20 protein-coding genes and 1 riboswitch are annotated in these 21,507 nt (G+C 65.4%); of the genes, 7 read left to right on the top strand and 13 right to left on the bottom strand.

The window, feature by feature from the left end:
* The first annotated feature begins 217 nt into the window (after nucleotides 1–217).
* Complete coding sequence (locus tag F2P45_RS10465; RefSeq protein ID WP_166873904.1) at nucleotides 218–733, top strand: hypothetical protein; 516 nt, start codon at nucleotides 218–220, stop codon at nucleotides 731–733.
* 101 nt (nucleotides 734–834) lie between these two features.
* Nucleotides 835–1,524, top strand: coding sequence for a response regulator (locus F2P45_RS10470; protein WP_166873908.1), 690 nt, complete (start codon nucleotides 835–837; stop codon nucleotides 1,522–1,524).
* A gap of 38 nt (nucleotides 1,525–1,562) precedes the next feature.
* Here F2P45_RS10470 and F2P45_RS35625 read toward each other — a convergent pair whose 3' ends face one another.
* The 7 genes from F2P45_RS35625 to F2P45_RS36130 all read right to left on the bottom strand — a co-directional run bounded on the left by F2P45_RS35625 (nucleotide 1,563) and on the right by F2P45_RS36130 (nucleotide 9,598).
* A complete protein-coding gene (locus tag F2P45_RS35625) occupies nucleotides 1,563–2,864 on the bottom strand; it encodes a hypothetical protein (RefSeq protein WP_166873911.1) in 1,302 nt (433 codons plus the stop codon).
* A 133-nt stretch (nucleotides 2,865–2,997) separates the two neighbouring features.
* Entirely contained in the window at nucleotides 2,998–4,335 is a 1,338-nt protein-coding gene (locus tag F2P45_RS10480) for a protease complex subunit PrcB family protein (protein WP_166873914.1), read from the bottom strand.
* 168 nt (nucleotides 4,336–4,503) lie between these two features.
* Nucleotides 4,504–5,205, bottom strand: coding sequence for a hypothetical protein (locus tag F2P45_RS10485; protein WP_166873917.1), 702 nt, complete (start codon nucleotides 5,203–5,205; stop codon nucleotides 4,504–4,506).
* A gap of 2 nt (nucleotides 5,206–5,207) precedes the next feature.
* On the bottom strand, nucleotides 5,208–6,131 hold the full coding sequence (locus F2P45_RS10490) for a MipA/OmpV family protein (protein WP_166873920.1): 924 nt from the start codon (nucleotides 6,129–6,131) through the stop codon (nucleotides 5,208–5,210).
* Between the two features lie 496 nt (nucleotides 6,132–6,627).
* Nucleotides 6,628–7,326, bottom strand: coding sequence for a hypothetical protein (locus F2P45_RS10495; protein ID WP_229505016.1), 699 nt, complete (start codon nucleotides 7,324–7,326; stop codon nucleotides 6,628–6,630).
* Between the two features lie 2 nt (nucleotides 7,327–7,328).
* Nucleotides 7,329–8,219, bottom strand: coding sequence for a MipA/OmpV family protein (locus tag F2P45_RS10500; protein WP_166873922.1), 891 nt, complete (start codon nucleotides 8,217–8,219; stop codon nucleotides 7,329–7,331).
* Nucleotides 8,220–8,275: 56 nt separating this feature from the next.
* Complete coding sequence (locus F2P45_RS36130; RefSeq protein ID WP_229505017.1) at nucleotides 8,276–9,598, bottom strand: hypothetical protein; 1,323 nt, start codon at nucleotides 9,596–9,598, stop codon at nucleotides 8,276–8,278.
* Nucleotides 9,599–9,802: 204 nt separating this feature from the next.
* Between F2P45_RS36130 and F2P45_RS10510 the strand changes: the two genes are divergently transcribed.
* The gene (locus tag F2P45_RS10510; RefSeq protein ID WP_166873925.1) at nucleotides 9,803–9,994 is read left to right on the top strand and encodes a hypothetical protein; all 192 of its coding nucleotides are present in this window, start codon (nucleotides 9,803–9,805) and stop codon (nucleotides 9,992–9,994) included.
* The gene (locus tag F2P45_RS10515; RefSeq protein WP_166873927.1) at nucleotides 9,991–11,289 is read left to right on the top strand and encodes an ATP-binding protein; all 1,299 of its coding nucleotides are present in this window, start codon (nucleotides 9,991–9,993) and stop codon (nucleotides 11,287–11,289) included. Before F2P45_RS10510 ends, F2P45_RS10515 begins: the two co-directional genes overlap by 4 nt.
* Nucleotides 11,290–11,366: 77 nt before the next feature.
* On the opposite strand, the gene F2P45_RS10520 is transcribed toward F2P45_RS10515, so the two are convergent.
* The 4 genes from F2P45_RS10520 to F2P45_RS10535 all read right to left on the bottom strand — a co-directional run bounded on the left by F2P45_RS10520 (nucleotide 11,367) and on the right by F2P45_RS10535 (nucleotide 15,439).
* Nucleotides 11,367–11,681 (bottom strand): hypothetical protein, encoded by a 315-nt coding sequence (locus tag F2P45_RS10520; RefSeq protein ID WP_166873931.1) that lies wholly within the window; start codon nucleotides 11,679–11,681, stop codon nucleotides 11,367–11,369.
* Entirely contained in the window at nucleotides 11,678–12,394 is a 717-nt protein-coding gene (locus tag F2P45_RS10525; protein WP_166873934.1) for a thiol:disulfide interchange protein DsbA/DsbL, read from the bottom strand. The genes F2P45_RS10520 and F2P45_RS10525 overlap by 4 nt, the downstream gene beginning before the upstream one ends.
* 154 nt (nucleotides 12,395–12,548) lie before the next feature.
* Nucleotides 12,549–13,439: a cobalamin-binding protein gene (locus F2P45_RS10530; protein ID WP_166873937.1), complete on the bottom strand. Its 891-nt coding sequence runs from the start codon at nucleotides 13,437–13,439 to the stop codon at nucleotides 12,549–12,551.
* Nucleotides 13,439–15,439: a TonB-dependent receptor gene (locus tag F2P45_RS10535; protein ID WP_166873940.1), complete on the bottom strand. Its 2,001-nt coding sequence runs from the start codon at nucleotides 15,437–15,439 to the stop codon at nucleotides 13,439–13,441. Before F2P45_RS10535 ends, F2P45_RS10530 begins: the two co-directional genes overlap by 1 nt.
* Nucleotides 15,440–15,517: 78 nt before the next feature.
* Nucleotides 15,518–15,672, bottom strand: a riboswitch (cobalamin riboswitch).
* Between the two features lie 132 nt (nucleotides 15,673–15,804).
* Between F2P45_RS10535 and F2P45_RS10540 the strand changes: the two genes are divergently transcribed.
* The 3 genes from F2P45_RS10540 to F2P45_RS10550 are packed head-to-tail and all read left to right on the top strand — an operon-like array spanning nucleotide 15,805 to nucleotide 19,619.
* Nucleotides 15,805–17,868 (top strand): M1 family metallopeptidase, encoded by a 2,064-nt coding sequence (locus tag F2P45_RS10540; protein WP_166873943.1) that lies wholly within the window; start codon nucleotides 15,805–15,807, stop codon nucleotides 17,866–17,868.
* Complete coding sequence (locus F2P45_RS10545) at nucleotides 17,868–18,779, top strand: hypothetical protein (RefSeq protein WP_166873946.1); 912 nt, start codon at nucleotides 17,868–17,870, stop codon at nucleotides 18,777–18,779. The genes F2P45_RS10540 and F2P45_RS10545 overlap by 1 nt, the downstream gene beginning before the upstream one ends.
* 21 nt (nucleotides 18,780–18,800) lie before the next feature.
* Nucleotides 18,801–19,619, top strand: a complete 819-nt coding sequence (locus F2P45_RS10550; protein WP_166873948.1) for a DODA-type extradiol aromatic ring-opening family dioxygenase — start codon at nucleotides 18,801–18,803, stop codon at nucleotides 19,617–19,619.
* 27 nt (nucleotides 19,620–19,646) lie between these two features.
* On the opposite strand, the gene F2P45_RS10555 is transcribed toward F2P45_RS10550, so the two are convergent.
* Together F2P45_RS10555 and F2P45_RS10560 are read right to left on the bottom strand one after the other, a co-directional pair.
* On the bottom strand, nucleotides 19,647–20,693 hold the full coding sequence (locus tag F2P45_RS10555) for an expansin EXLX1 family cellulose-binding protein (protein WP_187367161.1): 1,047 nt from the start codon (nucleotides 20,691–20,693) through the stop codon (nucleotides 19,647–19,649).
* Between the two features lie 184 nt (nucleotides 20,694–20,877).
* Entirely contained in the window at nucleotides 20,878–21,429 is a 552-nt protein-coding gene (locus tag F2P45_RS10560) for a hypothetical protein (RefSeq protein ID WP_166873951.1), read from the bottom strand.
* Nucleotides 21,430–21,507 lie beyond the last annotated feature (78 nt).

Here is a 21,507-nt window from a genome sequence, read left to right on the forward strand (position 1 = left end):
CCAGTGTTGCTTTTCATGCACACAAATGTCCGTAGATCAGTCATAATGTTCGGCAACACGGCTGACTTAGCCCTTCCGAACGATGACGGCGTACCCGCGCTTTTGATAGGAAAGTGACTTGAGAAGAATGGACGGTGACATGAATACCCCACACAAAGCCTGCTTGTTGCGCACGCGTCGTTCACGCCCGGGTTTTCCTGCATTGTCCGGACGTTCCATGGCCATGCTGGCCTTCCCCGCCGCCTTGATGCTGAGCGGCGCGGTGCAGGCCCAGGCGGTCAATGCGGCGACTGCCGCCGTCTTCTCGAAACCGGCCATGATCGGCTTGCAATTGTCGATCAAGGCCGGCGCCAAACAGGGCAAAGTCACGCCGGAACAGTTGAAATGCGTGCAGGGACTCGATCCGGCCAGTTTTGACGAGGTATTCAAACAATTGCTGGTGTCGAATCTCGACAGCAAGGAATTGATGCGCACCCAATCCTTCATGGCCAAGTCGGTCGGCAAGAAATTCGCCAAGCACGGTTATCTGGGCGTGTTCGCCGCCGCCGGCGAGCCGCTGCCGGAAGCGCTGCCGCGCTTTACCGAAGATGAAATGGTGGACTACGAACAGTTCCGCACCAGTTCGGCGGGTGAAAAACTGGTGACCAATAAAGTGCTGGATGCGCCGGCCGCGCGCACGATCCTCAACGAACGCATCGAAAAGGTACTGGAAGTCTGCGTTCCCCAGCAGTAAGCCAGCCAAGTGTCGTCAAAGTGTAGCAAATTGTCCGCAGCGGCCTGCAACTGCCATTTTTCGTAGTAGCTCTTATACAATGGGCGGCTAGGAGAAAATTCATGTTTCGAGTCATGCTGGTGGAGGACGATGCGCGCCTGGCGCAATTGGTCATGGAGTACCTGGCCGGGTACGAATTTACGGTCGACCTGGTCACGCGTGGCGATGCCGCGCTCGAACGTTTCAAGGCGCTCACGCCGGATGTGGTCATTCTCGACCTGATGCTGCCGGGCCTCGACGGCATGGTGGTGTGCCGCCAGATCCGCGAACTGAGCGAAACCCCGATCCTGATCCTCACCGCGCGCGAAGATTCCTACGACGAAGTGTCGGTGCTGGAACAGGGCGCGGACGATTTCGTCAACAAGCCGGTCCAGCCGCGCGTGCTGCTGGCGCGCCTGCGCGCCCTGCTGCGGCGGGCCCAGGGCAAGGTCGGCAACGCCGATCCGGCGGCGCTCGAATTCGGCGCCCTGTCGATCATCGCCAGCGACCGCGTGGTGACGTGGCGCGGCGAGCATTGCCTGCTCAGCAATACCGAATACAAGCTGCTGCTGGTGCTGGCCGAATCGGCCGGGCGCGTGCTCTCGCGCGACGCCCTGCTGAAAAAAATGCGCGGCATCGAATTCGACGGGCTCGACCGAAGCATCGACAACTGCATCTCCAAGCTGCGCCGCAAGTTCGACGACGTCGACTCCGAAAAGATCAAGACCGTGTGGGGCGAAGGCTACCTGTTTTCGCCCTCGGCCTGGGCTTGACGGCTTGCGCTTGCGCGCCGCGACGCGCAAGCCGCGGATCAGCGCTGATACACTAGCTGAGCAACGAACTCGACCGGTGCGTCGGACTTGTCCAGTACCGCCATCGCCGCCGGCGACACGCCAGCGGCGACCGGAATACCCAGGCTGTAGCGCCCCAGGGCGTTCTCGACCGTGATGACGCGCAACTTGCCGCCAACCCGCTCGATAGCGCCGATGTGGAGCCAGTGCGCGCCAACGCTGCGACGGCCGAGGAATGCGGCCACGACCATCTGCTTGCTGAAGTCAACGCTCGGCAGGTCCGACTGGCCATGCTCTTTCCACAGCGCCGCCAGGGTGGCGGCATCCTTGATGACCACGTGGCGCGCTTCGGCAATTGCCGACATCGGCGACATCTCGATCGCGCGAAACACCACACGGTCGGGCGAAACGGCCTGGAACTCGACCGGGGCATCGCTGCGGTCGATCACCACCATTTCCATCGGCGTCGCAGGCAGGCCGCCGCACACCGCACCGGGCGTGGTCGCAGTGCCTTGCTCGTACGCGGCCACCAGCTTGTCGCCGCTGACCATCACCGAGTGCAGGCCGACCCGGTGGCAGGAACCGCCCGCGCCGCCGAACAAGGCAATCACCATTTCGTTTTTGAAGACGACTTTGGGCAGCGGGGCCGGCGTGGCCCTGCCAGCCTGATGTTCGGCCCATACGGCGGCAAACGTGGCGGCGTCGCGGATCACGAGCTGGCGCGGCGCCTGGATGCCCGAGGCGCTTTCCTTCTCGAGCGGATTAAGGGGCATGCGACTGCCGTCCCTGGGCGGGAACAGGACTTCCCGCAGGCTCATGGCGTCGACGGAACCGGGTACAAACTGTTGAGCCGTGAGCATTCTTCTGTACAGCGGGTACAGCGCAGGATCCGTGCACTCCACCTGATCGGTCACCCGCGTGCCTGAGCACAGGACGATATCGGGCCTGGCGCCATACAGCGTGTATTGTTCGGGATTGTTGCCATACACCGGGTATGGCCCGAGTTTGGCGCAGGTGCCGCTGACGGCCGAGAACACATACTTCCGATCGAGCACCAGCAGACGGTTGAAATACTGCCCGCAATCAACTTCACGCGCCCGCTGGACGAACGGGGTCATCTCGATGCCGAAGTCTGGCGGTGTCGGCGTCGGCGTCGGGGTTGGCGTCGGGGTCGGGGTTGGCGTCGGCGTCGGGGTCGGGGTCGGGGTCGGGGTCGGGGTCGGGGTCGGGGTTGGCGCCGAATCGCTGCCGCCACCGCAGGCGCCCAGCAACAGCAAACCGGCCATCGGAAGAACAAGGTGCAAGCGTTTAGCTCGGGTCATGGACAATCTCTCAAGAACACGCGCGAGCCGCAAGCCCTCACATGGAAACATTAATCTAAAACAAATATTGCGTACGCGAATAGTAAACGCTTACCCTGCAGCCGTCCACGCCCGCGCGCCCCGGCCTGCCATGTCAGCGGTACAGCGACATCTGTTCGACAAACTCGACCGGCTCGTCGCTGCGCGCAAGCACCACGAAGCGCACCGGGTTGGTCAGGCTGGCCGTCGTGATGCCGCGGCTATACCGGCCCGGGGCGGATTCGATCACGGTCACGCGCAGCTTGCCGCCGACGCTGTCGACGCCGCCGATCTCCAGGCCGTAGCCGCCGGACGGCTTGCCGCCTGCAAAAGCGGCCACCACCATCTGCTTGCTGAAGTCGATCTCCGGCAGGGCGGCGGCCTGGATGTGCTGCTTCCACAAGGCCGCCCAGGCTTGCGCATCCTTGATCACCAGCCGCTGCCGGTTCCCGTAGGTCTGGGCGTCGTCCTGCTCCAGCGTGCGGAACGCCACGGCTTGCGGCGCGACCTGGGTGAACGTCACCGGCACGTCGATGCGGTCGACCACGACCAGCTGCATCGGGGTATTGATGGCGAGGGTGCAGGCAGTGCCGGCCGGGACAGTGTCTTGTCCATATTCGACCACCAGCCCGGCGCCGGCGCTGCGCACGGCGCGGATGCCGAACTGGCCGCAGGCGCTGGTGCCGCCGCCGAACACGGCGATGACCATCTCGGTCTCGAAATTGACCGGACTGCTGTCCATGCCGACCGGCCCGGTCCAGACCGAGGCCAGCGTCGTGGCGTCGCGGATCACTTGCTGGCGCGCGCCCTGGACCCCGGAGTTGGGGTTCTGCGCCAGCGAGTAGAACGGCAGGCGGCTGCCCTCCTTCGGCAGGAAACGGATTTCCTCCAGTAGCGTGCCTTCATACGCGACTGTGCCGCGCCGCTGCATGTACACCATTTTTTCCACCAGCGGCTGCAAGGCCGGATCGGTACAGCCGCGCTTGATGTGGCTGCGCATGTCGTCCATGGTAAGCGAACACAGCTTCACATCGGCCGTTGCGCCATACAGGACGTATTGCTCGGTGGTGCTGGCGCAATCCCCTTCCGCCGCCGAGAACACGTATTTTTTGTCGGCCACAAACAGGCGGTTCGCATACTGGCCGCACGCGCTTTGACGGGCGCGCTGCACGAAAGGCTCGACGGTGATCCCCGCCACCACGCGTTCGGGCTTGAGTGCCTCGCCAGGCAGCGATATCACGATGTCGGGCATCGGCGGCGAAATGACTATCTCGACCGGCTGCGACATGACCGGCGGCAGCGGGGCCGGGTTGCCGGGCTGCGGCAGCGGGGCCTCGACTGGCGGCGGCGCCGGCGTGGCGGCCGGTGCCGGATCGCTGCCGCCGCCGCAGGCGGCGAGCAGCATGGCACTGGCCAGAGGGACGGCGAAACGCAGGTAGTTTGCTTGGGTCATGGAATTGTCTCAAGATAGCGGGCGCGTCGAACGCCCCATGATGGAAAGATTGATTAATTTAAAATGTTGCCTAAATTAATAGTAACCCTTCCACAATGGACCATGTGTGCCCGGCCTGTGGGGAAATTGTCTCCAGATGTAGCAAGGCGCGGGCGCGTCGCGTGGGCCTTACTCGAGCAGCGGCGCGATCACCAGCGGCGCGCTCTGCGTCACCAGCTGACCCTTGTCGGCGTGGTCGCCGAAGCGATAGTTGACGACCCGGAAGCCGTCATTGTTGTCGTCGCCGAAGGTGGCGCCGTCGGCCACCGCCAGCAGGGCCACGTCGCCGCTGCCGTTGCGCAGCCTGACCACCGGATCGGTGCCCTTGCGCTGGTAGCTCAGGCGCACGCCGCTGCAGCGCTTGGTGCGCGCCGAGGAATCGACGTGGCGCAGGTAAATCAGCGCCTGCTCGCAGGCGGCGCGCAGGTCGCTCGTTTCGTACACGCCGTCCGAGCGCACCACGATCGAGACGCGCGCGCGGAACACGTACTGGCTCACGTTGCTGGTCAAGGTCAGGGTGGCGTTATCGTCGTAGGCGGCTTTGAGCAGGGGAAAGACGGCGCGCCCGGTCGGGTCCAGCGGCAGGCTCAGGCTGCTGGCCTTGCTGAGCAAGCTCAGTTGCAGCCCGGTGCCCAGCACGCCCTTCTCTTTCAACATCACCTGTAGATGGTTCTGCAAGAAATTCTTGGGCCTGCCGTATTTTTCGAACACCACCATCGCGCGGTAGGCATCGCGATAGCTGAGCCACTCCCCGGCCGCATCATCGGCCGTGGCGCCGCCTGCCGTCAACAGCAAGGCAAGCAGAGCGGAAACGTGGCGAACGAATGGCATGATCAGAATCGGTAAGCAAGTCCGGTGGACACAGTGATATTGTTGGCGCGCTCGACCAGCGGGCTGCGCCGCGCGTCGCCCTGCAGGCGCGCCGCGCGCGCGCCGCTGCTGATCATCCATCCCGGCGACAGCGCCCAGTTCCAGCGCGCGCTGACGGCCACGTCGCGCAGCCCGCCGCCGGGTGCGTACGGCATGTTGCCGCTGTTCATGGTGTCACGCAAGCTTACCCCGAAATAACTTTGGTTGTAGCTGCGGTTGACCATGGTCAAGTCGGCCGCCAGCGACACACTATGGTGCGGCGCGAGCGAGCGGGTCACATGCTGCAAGCCCACGGTCCAGCTGGCGCCATGGCGGTCGCGCCCCGAGCCTGCCAGCAAGTTGTTGGTCACACGCAAAGTCGGCGTCAGATAATAGTTGAAAAACACCCCACCCTGCAGGCGCGCACCGATGGCTTCGGTGCCGGCCAGGCGGTTGCCGCTGCGCTGCCCGGCCAGCGGCGCCTTCTCATCGACCGCGGGCGGCGCCACGCTCGGACGGGTCGGCGTGCCACCGGCCGGGGTGGCCGGCTTGTTCTGCGTACCCGACAGGTCCAGGCTGCCGAGCGGCACGCCTATCGCGTCGTAGCTGCCCTCATGGCTGCGGCGCGCCAGCACGGCCAGCATCGGACCGTATTCGAGCACGGGATTGGACGACAGATGCAGTCCCGCACTCATGCCCGAGATGAATACCCCGTTGCTCCACTGAACTTGCACCAGCGGCAAGGCGGTGACCCGGTGCTCGCCCGACCCCTGGTAGCGCGGGGCCGAGACGGCGCCGAGCCCGACATACATGTCGCTGCTGCCATCCGGCATCGGATTGCTGGCGGGAGTCTGGGCCCAGGCGGCGGGAACTGCGCCGGCCAGGGCAAGGGCAAAAAGGGTTCTCATGAATATCGCCGAAAAGATGATCAGCCGCCATTTTACGGCCTGCCGCCAACATCGCCGAAATTGCTGAGTTTTCGTCAAGGCCGCACGCGCCTGCGTGCGCGTGGCGGCATCCCACGATGCGCCGATGGCGGGCGCCTTCGCGCGGCCCGCTGCATCGCCATCATGCTGGTACTAAGAGCCTGTCTCAGCAGATCGGAGTCGCTGCTGGCGCGCCTGGAAAGCGGGGGCGGCGTTGTTCGTCGTTGCATGGGGAGCCATGCGGCCTCCGCACGCCTTGCCCGCGCTTGCCATGCATCACCATCAGCTTCCCCCGATCTACTGAGACAGACTCTGGGAATAAAAAAAGCCCACGACACCGGAGCATCGAGGGCGAACGGAAAACCCGATGCGCATAGCTTAGATGCTAACGGTTTCCCTTTCCGCCTCGACATGTCTGGCAATTGTCGTAAATGTGTATTCGACATCGTCGCGCCATCCGGCCGCGCCGTCCGGCCCGCTACTCGATGAGCGGCGCGATCGCCAGCGGCGAGCTGGCCGCGAGCAGCTGGCCGGCGCTGGCGTGGTCGTCGAAGCGATAATTGACGACGCGGTAAGCGCCATGCTCGTCGCCGGGAAAGGCCGCGCCCAGCGCCACCGGCAACAGCGCCGGCTGCCCGTTGCCGCGCACGCGCAACTGAGGCGCCGGCCCCTCGGCCGGATACACGAAGCGCACGCCGACACAGGCGCTGCCGCGCGCGCTGGTGCCGATGTAGCGCTGGTAGTCGAGCGCCTGGGCGCAGGCGGCGCGCAGCTCGGCGCTGTCGTACACGCCATCGGTGTGCGGCACAATCGAGACGCGCGCGCGGAAACTGACCGGCCCGGCTCCGCCATCGATCAGCAGCGGCGCGTTCTCGTCGAAGGCGGCCTTGAGCACCGGAAACACCGCGCGCCCGATGGCATCGAGCGGCAGGCGCACGGTGCTCCCCTTGAGCTGCAAGCTCAGCTGTATCGTGTCGGGCAGCGCGCCCTTGCGCGCCGGCACCAACTGGATCTGGTTCTGCAAATAGTTTTTCGGACGGCCATATTTTTCGAAGACGATCATGGCCCGGTAGGCATCGCGGTAACTGAGCCATTCCGTGCCGGCGGCGCGCGTGCTGGCGCTACCGGCCGCGGACAGCAGCGCGAGCAGCAAGGCGAGGTGGCGTGGCGCGTTCATCATCAGAACCGGTAAGCGAGCGCGGTGGACACGAGAAAACCGGTGGGACGCTCCACCAGCGGGCTTTTGCGCGCGTCGCCAAGCACGCGGGTTGCTTGCACGTTATTGATCAGCAGCCAGGACGGCGTCAGTGACCAGTGCCAGCGCACCCCGGCGCTGGCGCCGTTCAGGCCGGCACCGGGCGCATACGCGCGGTTGCCGCTACGCACCGACTCGTCTTGCGTGACGCCGAAAAAACTGCTGTTGTAGCTGCGGTTGACCACGCTCACGCCGGCCGCCAGCGCCACCCGGTGATGCGGCGACGACTGCTCCATCACGCGCTGGATGCCCAGGTTCCAGATGACGCCGTCGGAGCCCTTGCCGGCCCCGGCAAGCACGTTGTTGGTCAGTCGCACATTCGGACTGAGATAGACATTGACGAAAGCGCCCATCTGCAGGCGCGTGTCGATCACATCCATGCCGGACAGGCGGTTGGGACCGGCGCTACGCGTGTTCTTGCCGGGCTGGTTCAGCGGCTCGCCGCCCTCCGGCGACAGCGACGAGGTGTTCACGATCATCGAATTGAGCGATGCGCCGCCCAGCGACGCGCCATTGCCCGATTCGCTGCGCCGGGCCTGGACCGCCAGCAGCGGCCCGAATTCGAGCGAGGGCTGGTCCGACAGATGAATTCCGGCATTCATGCCAGAAACAAAGACACCATTGCTCCACTCGCCCTGCAGCACCGGCACCGCCATGCGGCGCGGGCGGCGCGCGCCGTCGTAGGCCGGGGCCGAGACGAAGCCGAGCCCGACGTACATGTCGCGGCTGCCGTCCGGCATCGGATTGACTGCCGGGGTGCGGGCATGGACGGGCGCGCAAGCGGCGCCGAGCAGGATGGTCAACAGGATTTTCATACATGGCCCGATGCCGGCGGCACGCTTGCGCGCGCCGCCAGGGTGCGGAAACCGCCTTACTTTTCCAGGTACTTGGATTGGGACGAAAACTCGACCGTGTCATCGGTACGCGCCAGCTTGACCAGGTGCGCGGGATGGGTAAACGCCTGCGAACACGCGGCCGCGAATGTCGGCCCCGGCGACCAGTTCACGCTGGCCACATGCAGCTTGCCGCCCGCGCGGTAGACGCTCTCGATCCTGGCGTAGTGGCAGCCGTTGTAGCCACCCCTGCCGAAGACGGCGACCACCATGTCCTTGTTGAAATCGATCGCCGGCGGTGCTTCAGGTCCATTCGCTGTCTTCCATACACTGGCCAGGGTGGCGGCATCCTTGATCACGACGTTGCGCAGAGCCACGGAGTTGGAATAGTCCGTCACGTAGACCTCGGTAAACGGCACTTCCTGGGTCGTGATCTTGATGAAGTCGACCGGGTTATCGACGCGCGGCACCACAATCATCTGCATCGGGTTGGCGACGACGGCGATGCACGGCATGGCCGGATCAGGGTCCTTGCGCTCGTAAGCGATCACCAGGCGGTCGTTGACGGCGGTGGCGCTGCGCACGCCGAAGCTGGCGCAGGCCGAGTCATTGCCGCCGAACAAAGCGATCACCATCTCGGTCGTGAAGTCGACCTTGGGAGCGGCTGGGGCCGGAATACGGATCGCGCTGTGCTCGGCCCACAGGGCATCGAACGCGGCCTGGTCGCGCACGACCACGTTGCGCGCAGTGGCGATGCCGGAGAAGCGGTCGCTGGCGATGGTCTTGAAATCCACGGCATTTCCATTCGCTGGGAGGAATTGAATTTCTTCAGCCACATGGTCGGGGCCGAGGCCACCGGCAAGTTGCCTGTTATCGGCCTTGCCGACCATCTGTTGGAACAAGGGCAGCATGGCCGGGTCCGCGCATTCCGTCTTGGGGCCGGCAATGGTCGACGTCATGCTGCAAAGTTTCGTGTTGGAAGCCAGGCTGGACAGTTCCATGCGGCAAGTATTGTCCGGGCAATCGCCCCACTGGTACGACAACACATTCTTCTTGTCGATCAGGAAGAGCTGATTGGACACGTTGGCGCACGTGGCGGTCTGGGCGCGCTTGATGAACTGCGCTATCCCGGGCACCGGTTCCGGCGTCGGCGTCGGCGTTGGCGTTGGCGTCGGCGTTGGCGTTGGCGTCGGCGTTGGCGTTGGCGTTGGCGTCGGCGTCGGCGTCGGCGTCGGGGTCACGACGATATCCGGCTGGGTTTGCGGTGGGGTGGGCGTGCTGTCGCCACCGCCGCCGCAGCCACCGAGCGCCATGGCGCCGGCCAGCGGGAGACAGGATAAAACGCGAATCAAAACAGACATGGCGAATCCTTTCGAAGAAGTTTGCGAGACCCGCCAGGTCGAACACGACGGGCAGACCGAATACGAGTAAGCACATAATAGCGACAAGCGCGCCACAATTCCGCCAACATCTGTCCCCCATTTGTCACTTTTTTGTAATACCGCGATCCGCGCCGCTCTTATACAATGCTGCGCAAGGAGAAGCGATAGCTATGGCAACAGTTCTTGAACACCGTTGTGGCGGGAGACGCCCATGAACCGCTGCTTCTTCGTACCGGCACTGCCGTCGATCACAATGGCGAACGTTGCCCTCCATCATTGCGGGAAACGCGCATGAACCGCTGCTTCTTCGTGCCGGCAATGCCGTCGATCACGCTGGCGAGCGTTGCCCTTCATCGTGGCGGGACGCGCGCGTGAACCGCATCTTTTTCCGCTTCTTCGTGCTGGTGATGCTGTCGATCACGGTCGCGACCTTCTTCATCTATGTCGCCATCAGCCGCCTGTTTGGCGACCCGCTGGACGATATCGCGCGGCGCCAGGCGGCGGCCCAGATTTTCCTGCTAGAACAATATATCGACAAAGCCCCGGCCGACGAGTGGCTGGTGCGCCTGAACAAGGTGCGCGAAGTGTCCGACGTCAAGCTCGACCTGGTGCCGCTGGCCAGCGCCCGTGCCGCGCTGCCGGCCAAGCAGCACGCCGCGCTCGACCGTGGCGAACTGGTGCTCGACACCGCCCACAAAGCCTTCTACCGCCGGGTCGACCTGCATGGCGAAAGCTATATCGGCAGCGCCGAAGAAGTCATCCACGCGCAGGAATTGCCGATCGACATCGGCCTGGCGCTGGAGATGGAAGCGGTGCGCTACGTGATCGTGGCGCTGTTCCTGCTGGTGCCGGCCGCGCTGTGGTCGCGCTCGCACTGGCTGGGGCTGCAGGCGCTCTCGCGCGTGGCCGACGAGGTCGGCGCCGGCCAGCTGGCGGCGCGCGCCGTCTTCAAGCCGCGCGCCAGCATCTATCCGCTGGCCGAGCGCTTCAACCACATGGCCGGGCGCATCGAAGACTTGCTCGACGCCCAGAAAAACCTGCTCCATTCCGTCTCGCACGAACTGCGCACGCCGATTGCGCGGCTGGAATTCGCGCTCGAACTGCTGCGCTCGGCAGCGGGCGATCCGGCGCTGGAAACGCGCATCGCGGCGATGGAAGGCGACGTGGCCGAGCTGAACGGCCTGGTCAATGAACTGCTCAGCATGATCCGGCTCGACAGCCGCCAGGCGCTGCAACAGGCCGACTTTGAACTGGCGCCCGCGCTGCTGGGCTGCGTGGACGCGCTCGACCCGCTCGCGGCCCAGCCGCAGGTGCGGCTCGACGGCGCGCTGGGCAGCATGAGCGGCGACCGGCGCCTGCTGGTGCGGGCGGTCGGCAACCTGCTCAGGAATGCGCAAAAGTACGGCAACGGCCGCATCGCGCTGTCGGCGCGCCGCACGGACGGGGTGGAAATCGTGGTGGAAGACGACGGGCCCGGCATTCCCGAGGGGGAACGCGGCAAGGTGTTCGAGCCGTTCTACCGGATCGACCGCAGCCGCGACCGCAGCACGGGCGGCTTCGGACTGGGCTTGTCGATTGCGCAGAAGGCCGTGGCGCTGCATGGCGGCACCATTGCGGTGGAGCAGTCGGAGATGGGTGGCGCGCGCTTTGTGATCGCCTTGCCGGTCTAAGAGCCTATCTCGGTAGGCTCTACGCTCCAAACGTCGACGCCGCCGGCACCGTCAATGACGGACCCGGCGGCGCGGGATTACTTCTGCTCCGGCCTCAGATGGGTGATCCCATACCAGAGATGCTGCCACCAATGCTCGCGCGAGCTGACCACCTGCAGGCAGCGCATGTCGATCTCGCCCTTGAACACCGGATCGGCGCACTGCTTGGTCATCAGGGCGTGGCGCTGGTTTTCGGCATTGACGATGGCGATGGCGAACCACACCACCACGCTGCACAGCACCACGACCAGGCTCCATGCCAGCTGGTTGATCCAGCTGCGCTCGAACAAATCCTCCTCTACCGGGCGCGAGCCGTCGTAGATTTTGATGAGTTTTTCTTCAGGATCGCTCATTTGCCGGCAGGTTTGGCAACGGGTTTTGCGGGAGCGGGCGCAGCGGCGCCAGCCTTGTCTTTTTGCGCCTTGGCCACCAGCGCGTCAAGCGTTTGCTGGACCGCCGGGTATACCGTCGCATTGTTCAGGCCAGGATTGGCGCCGCCGATGGCCGATGGCGAAGTCAGGAAACGACCGTCGATCACCAGCGAAGGGGCGCCGTCGATCTTGTAGTTGCGCATGACCTGCTCGGCGCCTTTGAGTTTGGTCAGCACCCCGAACGAGTTCCAGTATTCCATGAACTTGGCCTTGTCGATGCCCTGCTTCGGCACCCACTCGAGAATGGCGTCATCCTTGTTCAGGCGCAGGCGCTCGACGTGGAAGGCACGGAACACTTTCGGATTCATTTCTTCGGACTTGCCCATCGCTTCGAGCGTCAGGTGCAGGTGCGCCTCGGGATCGCTCGGACCGGAGACCGGGAAGTGCACGCGGCGGAACACGATGTTGTCGCCCTGCTTTTTCACCCAGTCGGCCAGGTGCGGCTCGAGCGCGTTGCAGGCCGGGCAGTGATACATGAAAAATTCGATGACTTCCACTTTTTTACCGACGGTTTTGGTCGGCTGCGGGCTCGCCAGCGTGACATATTCGGCGCCATCTTTAGGATCGGCGGGCGACGCGAACGCCGTGGTGGCGACCAGGCTGGCGACAGCGAGAGCAATACGCAGGAAACGCATAAATATCCTTCATGTTTAAGTTGAGACGACGTTCGCGAGATTACCACTTTTTGCGGCAGGTCCCGGGCCAAGGTCCAGCATTTTACATTGCGTTGCAAATGCCGTCCGGGTTAGCCATGCCGCCGACACAGCTCATACCCCCGTAAACGCGCGCCTACCTGCGGCGTTGACGCGCCAGCTCGAGTTTTTCGCACAGGATGGCGGCGCCCTGCGCCAGGCGTGGCCCGGGCCGGGTCAGCAATTCGCCATCGAGCGTGAACAAATTGCCATTGCGCACCGCCAACAGGGTCTTGTACGACGCCCACATCGCCAGCCCGGCGTCCGACGGGTCGTACGGCACGCTCCCGACGATCGCTTCCGGATTGGCCTGCAACACCGCCTCGATGCCGACCGAGGGCGCCTTGACCGCCAGCGCGGCGAAAATATTCTCGCCGCCGCACAGGCGGATCGCGTCGCTCGCCACCTGCTGGCCGTTGAGCGTGTACAGCGGCTTGTCCCAGACCTGATAGAACACCTTGACCGGGGAGCGCTTGCCGTAGCGCGCGCCCAGCGCCGCGATATCGGCCCGGAACGCGGCCGCCGCCGCCCGCGCTTGCGCCTCGGTGCCGAGCAGCTGGCCGAAACGCAGCAGGCTGTCGGCCACCTGGTCCATGCGCGCCGGTTCGCTGTAGAACATCGGGATGCCGAGCTGGCGCAACTGCTCCAGCTGGCGCGCCGTGTTCCCGCTCTGCCAGACCACCAGCAGGTCGGGTTTCAGCGCCAGCAGGCGTTCGATATCGATCTGGCTGTTGTCGCCGACCAGAGGAATCGTCTTGGCGGCAGGCGGATAATCGCTGTAGCTCATCGCCCCGACGATGCGCGCACCGCCCCCGGCCGCGAACAGCAGCTCGGTGACGTGCGGCGCCATCGAGACGATGCGCCTGGCCGGCGCCGCGAGCGCCACGCGGCGCCCGGCGTCGTCGACCACCATCACCGGGGCGGCGCCGGCAAGGCCGGCCCACAGGGCCAGCGCGGCCAGCGAGGCCAGTAACAGGCGCTGGCGCATCAGAAGTCGTAGCGCGCCGAGACCTTCACCTGGCGTCCGTCGGCCGGATAGATACCGCTGTTGCAGCCGAAAGCGTTGCTGGTGTAGCGCTTGTCGGCCAGGTTCAGGCCGGCCACCGCGAATTCCCAGGCACCCATCTGGCGCGCATAACGCGCATCGAAGGTGGTGGCCGACGAGATGCGCACGCCGCAGGTGTTGGCGAAATCGGCGCCGAAGCGCTGCTTGCCGGCCCACTGGGCGCCAATGTCGGCGCTGTGGCCATTGCCCGGCACCCAGGCCAGGCGCGCCGAGACCACGTTCTTCGGCACCAGCACCATCTCGCTGCCGGCGTTGCGCCCTTCGGTAAAGCGCGCCCGCACGTACTGCCAGTTGCCGCTCACACGCCAGTCGCGCGCGATGCTGGCATGCAGGTCGACTTCCACGCCCTTGCGCTGGGTCGGATCGAGGTTGGTGTTGGCGCCGTAACCGCCGTTCGCGCCCGGATCGTAGAAGATCTCGTTGCGCAGCTGGTGGCGGAACATGCGCGCGGTCGCGCCCAGGCTCGGGGTGCCGTAGACCAGGCCCAGCTCCAGGTCGCGCGAGGTTTGCGGCGCCAGCAGGCCGGGCGAGGAACGGTAGCCGTTTTCGTCGACGTTGGCCACGCGGTAGCTGCGTCCGGCCTTGGCGTACAGGTTCACGCCCGGCATGACATCGACACTGCCCTGCACTTCCCATGCGTTGAGGGTCTGCTTGCTGTCGTAGGGCGCGGCGAAGGCGAGCGTATCGGTCGCGTCTTTCTCGAAGCGCTCGCGGCGCGCACCGACCGCCACGCGCGCCTTGTTGGCGCCGCCGAAGGTGAGTTCGTCGCGCAGGTACAGCGCTTTCGATTTTTGCGCCGCATCGGCGTTCGAGTAATCCGAATCGGTCACGCGCGTCCATTTGACCAGGTCGACGCCGGCCACCAGTTCGTTGAGCATGCCGCCCATCGGCGCCAGATAGCGCACACGCGGAGAAAACTGCGTCTGCACGCTCTCGTAGCTGGACTTCGATACCACGCGCCCCATGTCGGGCGTGTAGTAGACATAGGTCGACCGGGCGCTGCGCTCGCGGCGCGACAGCTCGGCGGCCAGGTCGACCGCACCGATGCGCTGCTCGGCAAACGCGGTCACGCGCTCCGAGTCGAGCGCGCCGACATCTTCCGAGGTGCTTTCATCGCGCGGAGTGTGGCGGAACTGCCAGGCGCTCAGGGCGCCCGGCAGCTCGGACTCCTGGCGCGCACGGTCGTAACGCACGCCGATGCGGCCGCCCTGGTAAGCCCACTGGGCGCCGCCGCTGAAGGTATCGAGTTCGAAAGCGTTGTGGTCGCGGTAGTTGTCGGTGCGCGCGCTGCCGACCGAAGCGTCGAGTGCGAAGCCGTTCCACGACTGCGCCAGCGCGGCGCGCAGGTCGCGCAGGCCGAACTGGCCGGCTTCGGCGCGCAGCATGCCGCGCCGGCCGTTCGCTTGCGGACGTTTGGTGACGATGTGGATCACGCCGCCGGTGGCGCCTTCGCCATACAGCACGCTGGCGCCGCCGCGAATGATCTCGATGCGTTCGACCGTCTCGATTGGAATCGACGACAGCGCCGCATTGCTCAATTCACTCTCGGAAATGCGCACGCCGTCGAGCGTGACAACCATGTTCTGGCTGCTGTTGGTGCCGAAGCCGCGCATGTCGAGGCTGAAATCGGGCGAGCCGTCCAGGCTCTGGCGGCCGTACACGCCGCCGACCTTGCGGATCGCCTGGTTGACGTCGGCCGCGCCGGCGCGGCGGATCTCGTCGGCGCTGATGACGGTGGCGCCGATCGGAGCGAGCGCCGGGTCGCTGGCGAAACGCGCGCCGGTGATGGTCACTTCAGGAAGGGCCTGGGCCGCCAGCTCGGCGCTTGACGCGAAACCTGAGGCGAAACACAGGGACAGGGCGGAAACCAGCGCGAGCGGCCTGGCGGAGAGCGCGCGGCGCGGCGATACTGCAAAAATCATGATGTCGTCTTCAGAAAATGAGTCCTGGCCTGCGTCCCCGCAAGCCGGATTGCACGGACCGGTGCGCGCTGCGCGGCATCGTGTCCACCTGTTTTGGCCGGTATCCGGGCTGGCAAGGCCGTGAGGCGCTTGCAGTACCGTTGCGGGGGCAGCACACCTGGATCGAATCCTGTGTTTCCCGTTTAACTGCCGGCGTGAAGACGCGGGCGGGCACCAAAACTGCGGCCATTATAATCGCAGTCGCCATCCGGGCCGCTCCCCGTGTCCACTCGCGTAGCGCCGCGGCGGCTGTTGTGGCATGCTGTGCGCCTTGCCGGCTGCCGGCCCCTATCGACTGTCAGCGCCCCGGCGGCGCAGGAGAATGCATGCAAGAGCGAACCCGAACCATGGCCCTCAGGGCGCTGCTGGTCGCCGCAGCCGCCATGGCCGGCGCCGAGCTGCTGGCGCAGGCCGACATCACCATCACGCCGATTCCGGAACCTGCGACCGAGATCGATATCGGCTTTGCCCTGCCCTCGGCAAGCGCGGTGAGCGTGCCGAGCGCACCGGACGCGTGGGGCGGCCCGCGCAGCGGCAGCGAGGCGACCCTGTCGGACCGCGTGGTCGACTACCGCATCGAAGCGACGCTCGACCCGGTCAAGCATACGGTCGACGGCAGGCAGACCCTCACCTGGCGCAACCGCAGCGGCCAGACCGTGCGCAGCATCTACCTGCATCTGTACATGAACGCCTTCAAGGACGCGGGCAGCACCTACTTCACCGAGCAGCGCGCGGCCGGCTACCGCGCCCGTATCGCGCCCGGCGAATGGGGCCATATCGCGCTGCGCAGCGTGACCCAGGGCGGGGCCAAAGTCGGCTGGTCCTTCGTCCAACCGGACGGCGGCCCGGCCACCGACCAGACGGTGGTGCGCTTCGACCTGCCGGCCCCGGTGGCGGCGGGCGCCTCGACCAGCATCGACATCGCCTTCCTGACCCAGCTGCCGCGCGTGGTCGCCAGCACCGGCTACTTCGGCAGCTTTCACCTGGTGGGCCAGTGGTTCCCCAAGATCGGGGTGCTGGAGCTGCCGGGCGAACGCGGGGCCACGCGGGCGCGCTGGAACGTGCACGAGTACCACCACGAGACCGAGTTCTACGCCGACTTCGGCCGCTTCGACGTCAAGCTCAGCGCGCCCAAGGGCTACACGGTGGGCGCCACCGGCGAACTGCAAGGCACGCCGGTCGAACGCGGCGGCATGCTGACCCACCACTACGTGCAGGGCGACGTCCACGATTTCGCCTGGACCGCCGACCAGCGCACCGCGCCGCCGCTGCGCGCCACCTGGAGCGCGCCGGACGGAGCGCAGGTACAGCTGTCGGTGCTGTTCCCGCCCGACCGCGCGGCGAGCGCCGCCCCGGCCCTGAAAGCGGCCACCGACGCGCTGAGCTATTTTTCGAAGACGCTCGGGCCGTATCCGTACAAGACGCTCACCATCGTGGTCCCGCCGCTCAATGCCGACAACGCGGGCGGGATGGAATACCCGACTTTCATCACCGTCACCGGCCATGAGAAGGTGGTACCGAAGACGGCGGACGCCTTCGATCTCGATCTGGTCACCATCCACGAGGTGGGGCACAGCTACTTCTACGGCATCCTGGCCTCCAACGAAGTCGAAGAACCGCTGCTCGACGAAGGCGTGAACGAATACTGGAACCAGCGCATGCTGCGCGACACCGGACGCAAGACGTATCGCGGCCCGCCGCTGCTGGCAAAGCTGGGGATCGCGCCCGGCTTCGAGAGCTTCGACGTCGAACGCCACGAGGCCGCGCCCGGCGAAGCGGCCGATCCGCTGGGGCAGAACGCCCATATGCGTGTGAAGGGCATCGGGCCGGTGTACGTGCGCGGCGCCACCATGCTGCGCGACCTGGAACAGCGCATCGGCAAGGAGGCGACCGAGCGCGCCTTCAAGGAATACTACAAACGCTGGAAGTTCCGCCATCCAAGCACCGCCGACCTGCGCGACACGCTGGCCGAAGTGAGCGGCCAGCGCGCCGCCGTGCATGCCGCGTTCGCGCAGCAGGTGTACGGCACGGCCAGCGTGGACGACCGTATCGCGCGTTTATCGAGCGAGCCCGAGGCCGGCGCCTGGCGCACCAGCGTCCACTTGCAGCGGCGCGGCGCGGCGGTTGCGCAAAGCCTGCTCGTCAAATTCGCCGACGGCAGCAGCGAGACGGTGCTGTGGGACGACCAGAAGAAGATGCGCACCTTCAGCTGGGTCAGGCCGGCCAGGGCGGTATCGGCCGAACTCGATCCGAAGCGCCAGCACTACCTGGACGCCAGCAAACTCGATGACAGCCGCACGCTCGCCCCGGACGGCAGCGCCTCGCGCCGCTGGACGGGCGAGCTGGCCGCGTTTTTCAACATTCTCTTTTCCCTGATTGCGACCGTGTGATGAACCAGACGCCCGCCTTTTCGATGGCTTGCGTGCCGCGCGCCGCGCGCGCCGCGCTGCAATGGCGCCTGCTGCTGCTGTGGGCCTTGTGGATGCTGGTGCCGACCCTGATCCTGGCGCTGCCGGCCTGGCAGCTGCTGTCCGCGAACCTCGACTACTCGGTGCACGCGCAGGCACTGGCGCGCGCGCTCGACATGACCGCGATCGGCGACCTGCTGGACCTCCAGGAGCGCAAGCAGGGAACCTTCATCCAGGCCGGCGCGCTCGCGCTCACGGCCACGCTGCTCATCTCGCCCATGCTCTCGGGGATGGCGGCGACGGCGGCGCGCGCACAGCAGGCGCCCGGCTTCGCGGCGCTGCTGCGCGGCGGCGCCGGCTACTACTGGCCCATGCTGCGCATGCTGGCAATGGGCGCGCTGCCGCTCGGCCTGGCCTATATGATCGGTAACGCCGCCAGCGGGGCGGCATCGGCCTACCTCACCACCGTCACCGCCGCCGGCGATGCGGCGCTGCCGATGGCGCTCGCGCAGGTGCTCATGGTGCTGCTGATGGGGCTTGTCGCCGCTTCGCTCGACGCCGGCCGCGCGTTCCTGGCGGCCGATCCGGGCAAACGCTCGGCCTGGTCGGCCTGGCTGTCGGGCTGCGCGCTGCTGGCGCGGCATCCGCTGGCCGCGCTGGGCGGCTACATCGTCATCAGCATCGCAGGGCTCGTGCTGGCCGCCCTGCTGTCGCTGGCGCGCGCCAACACGGCGGGCGTCGATGCGATGGAATTTGCGGGGGCGCTGCTGCTAACCCAGGCGGTGGTGGTCACCATCGGCTGGATGCGCAGCGCGCGCCTGTTTGCGCTCGTCGAGCTGGCGCAGGCGGACAGCTTGATAAAGCCCGCAAGCGCCCCTATATTGAATGGATAAGCCATCGTCCGGAGCCCCGCCATGAACCATCGCCTGCCAACCTATTTCGTCTCGCACGGCGGCGGTCCGTGGCCGTTCATGAAGGAACAATACGGCGACACCTACGCCGTGCTGGAAGCGTCGCTGGTCGACATCCGGCGCCAGATCGGCGGCGTCAAGCCGGCCGCGGTGCTGGTCGTTTCAGGCCACTGGGAAGAACAGGAGCTGATGCTCTCATCTAGCTCGCAGCCGCCGATGATCTACGATTACGGCGGCTTTCCGGCGCATACCTACCAGATCAAGTATCCGGCGCCCGGATCGCCGCAGCTGGCCCAGCGCGCCGCCGATTTGCTGGCGGCTGCCGGGCATGAGGTCTCGCTCGATCCGCAGCGCGGTTTTGACCACGGCACGTTTTCGATGCTGTATCCGGTGTATCCGCAAGCCGACGTGCCGGTGGTGCAGCTCTCGCTCAAGCACGGCTTCGATCCGCTCACGCACGTGAAGATCGGGCGCGCGCTGGCGCCATTGCGCGACGAGGGCGTGCTCATTATCGGCAGTGGCCTGAGCTACCATAACCTGCGCCAGTTCGGTCCCGAAGGCAGGCTGGCGTCGCACCAGTTCGACGACTGGCTGCAGATGGTTCTCAAGCTGCCGCCGTCGGAGCGCACCACCGCCCTGCTGCACTGGGGCCAGGCGCCGTATGCGCGCAATGCCCACCCGCGCGAAGAACACCTGCTGCCCCTGATGGTGGCGCTGGGCGCGGCCGAAGCGGAGGATGCGGCATGCGTGTATCACGAAGACGAATTTTTCGGCCACCTGGCGGTGTCGAGTTTCCGCTTCGGCGAACCGGTGGCGGCGTAACAGCGCCACCGGCTTGGCCGGGCCGGGTCAGAACTGGTTGCTGCCCTTGACGACCAGGCCACCCTGCGGCTCGGGCAGCGTTTGCATCAGCGTGGCGCCGCCAAGACCGGTGATCCGCACCTGCATCGGGCCGGGCGCAATCGCGGTCGGATAGACGAAGTAGTTGTATTCCTCGCGCTTGACGGCGATCCAGCTGGCGCTGCCGTTCGGGCGGATTTCCAGCTTCGTGATCGGCAGGCGGTGGTTGAGCACCTGGATGCCCTGCCAGTAGATGGTGCTGCCTTCCTTGTAGCGGTAGCTGACCGTTCCGGTGGTCTCGCCCGCCACCACGTACCAGCTGATCGGCACCCTGCCCGCGATTTTGTCGGCCACTTTGACGAAGGCTTGCTCGCTCAGGTCGATGTCGCCCGGTTTGCACTCGGGGCAGCGGTCGGTGATTTTCACCGTGACCTTGCCTTTGGGCCCGGTGACGACAACGTACTGGCCGCACGCCGCGCTGTTGGCGTAATCGGCCTGGTTCATGGCGGCGACCATCAGGTTGTTCGGGCTGGCGTCGTAGCTGCAATTGCCCTCGCCCGTTGCGCCGTAAAACGTGCCTTCGCCTTTGTAGGTGGGTGAAAGGGCGCCGGTTGTCGGCGTTGGCGTTGGCGTTGGCGTCGGTGTTGGCGGCGGTGTTGGTGTTGGTGTCGGTGTCGGCGTCGGCGTCGGCGTTGGCGTCGGCGTTGGCGTCGGTGTCACCGCATCCGTCGCGCAAAATCCTGCCGCTTCCATCGTCGACTTGCCGGCGATGGTTTTGTTCCAATCGAGCCCGCCGGTGAAGACGATCGCGCCGCCGGACTGCTTGCCCACCGCATTCCATAACGACGTTACCGTGCCGCGCACAGGCAGCGAGCCGCTCCACTGCACCGCCTCCGCATTCGGATTGACTACCTTGACGATGGCGCAGTAACCGCCCGCCCATGGATTGTTGACGACGTAGGTCAGCGACACCGGCGTTGCCGCCTGGGCGGCGCCGGCGAACAGGCTGGCGACGAGGGTTTGACAGATGAGGGTGGGACGCGGCGTGAATCGCATTCGGACTCCATTTCGGTTGATGTGATCGGTTTCCGCCAGGGCTGGCGCGGGCAAGCGACGAGTTCATCAACCGGGAATCCGGTGCTCCGGACACCTTCAGTCAACCATCAGCCGCTCTGAAATCGTTTGCACGATCCATGCATTAGGCTTGATAGTTGAACAGAAGTCAATTTTTTCCGCCGGTTCAGCGGTTCTGGTAGTCGTCGAAGCGCTCGTAGAGGTCTTCGAGGATGTCATCCTGGTCCATTTTCGTGCCGTTGACGGGGAGCAGGCCGGGCGTCATGAAGCTGATCATCTTCTTTTTCCCGATCATGCTGATATTGCCGCCGAAATAGGTGAGGAAAAAGACGGCTTTCCATCCGCGTCCGGCCTGTTTTACCGGTGCCTCGGGTTTCAGATGCAGCACGATATTGAGAATATCGCCGGGAATGGTTGGAAACGGATTGCCCGCCGAGATTTTATCGACATCGCTGAACGGCACAAACAGGCCGGTCTCATACGCGACGCCGTCGTCGCTTACCGTGAGCACAGTGCGCTTGCCGTTCATGGTTAAATGAAAAAACACCGTCGCGAACATATACACGGCACAAAACAACATGAACGCGCCGAGGCCCACGCTGATCTGTTTGACGAAGGAGAAGATGCCGATGACGCCAACCGCGGCGCCCATCACAATGGCCCAGTAGCCGTATGATTTGGTATCGGTGTAAGCAATCGGTGGACGTGCTTGATTCATAAAGGCCTCAATAAAAATGAAGCGCAGTATAGCATTCAGAGCAACAAAAAGTATTTCATCCGAATTACACCGCCGTCG

The sequence above is a fragment of the Massilia mucilaginosa genome (genome assembly GCF_011682145.1).
In the GTDB taxonomy this organism is placed as follows: Bacteria; Pseudomonadota; Gammaproteobacteria; order Burkholderiales; family Burkholderiaceae_D; genus Telluria_A; species Telluria_A mucilaginosa.